A 1,082-nucleotide genomic window follows, 5' to 3' on the forward strand; every position below is an offset into this window, starting at 1 on the left:
GGACTTTGCCAAGCGCGTCAAGCTTCTCAAGGCTGGTCGACTGGTCGCACCCGTTCTCGCGCATGTGGCGGTCGGCACCGTCGCCGCCGGGCCTCTGGGGGCGCTGTTCGGTGCCGTTAGCGGTTTGGTTCAGGGTCTGAGCGATGAAGAGAAGCGTGCCGAAGGCCTCAGTGCCGTGCAGGAGGCGTATTCCGAGCTGAGCCCCGAACTCAAGGACATCATCGGAGAGAAGAAGGAAGCCTCGCTGCCCAAGGAAATCGAGGGCCTTCGCAAAGCGTTTGTGGAGTTGCTGGAGAAGTTCGACGTTCACCTAGTGGTTTTTGTCGACGACCTTGATCGCTGCCTTCCGACGACCGCCATCGGAACTCTGGAGGCAATGCGGCTTCTGCTGCACGTGAAGCGGACGGCCTTCTTGATTGCCGCTGACGAAAGCATGATCCGTGGCGCTGTCCGGGCGCACTTCAAGGGCGTCGACATTGAGGAAGGCCTGGTCACCAGCTACTTCGACAAGCTTATCCAGATACCGTTGCGGGTACCAAGGCTCGGCGTGAGCGAGGTGAAGGCATATCTAACCTTGCTCCTCACCGACTTGGCCGTCCGGCAAGGGCGGCTGTCGGCCGAAGTGCAGGCGAAAGGGCAGGCCGCCGTTCTTGATCGCCTCAAGAAGTCCTGGGAGAAAGGGATAACTCGGGAGTTCCTCGACGAGGCGTTCGACGCAGAGAAGGCGGGGATCGCCAAGGAACTCGACATCGCCGACCAGCTTGCGCCGCTGCTGGTCACGTCAGCCGAGATTGCTGGCAACCCGCGCCTCATCAAGCGCTTCCTCAACAACCTCATGATTCGGCAAACTGTCGCCACCGCGATGGAGATGCCTCTGGCGTTGCAGGAGCTGGTGAAGGTCCAGCTCTTCGAGCGATGTGCCTCGAGCGCTGCGTTTGAGTTCTTGGCCAAGTCGGTCGCCTCAAGTTCCGACGGGAAGGCGACCTTCCTGATTGAGGTAGAGAAGGCGGCCCAATCCGCCGAGAAGTACGAGCCGCCACATCCCTCCTGGACGGGTGATTTCTACGAGCAGTGGGTCAGGC

1 protein-coding gene is annotated in these 1,082 nt (G+C 60.9%); it reads left to right on the top strand.

The window, feature by feature from the left end:
* Positions 1 to 1,082: P-loop NTPase fold protein (locus AC1D15_RS33785; RefSeq protein WP_477829502.1), on the top strand; the 1,082-nt coding region annotated here is incomplete at both ends.

The sequence above is a fragment of the Rhizobacter sp. P2_H2 genome, from assembly GCF_056403375.1.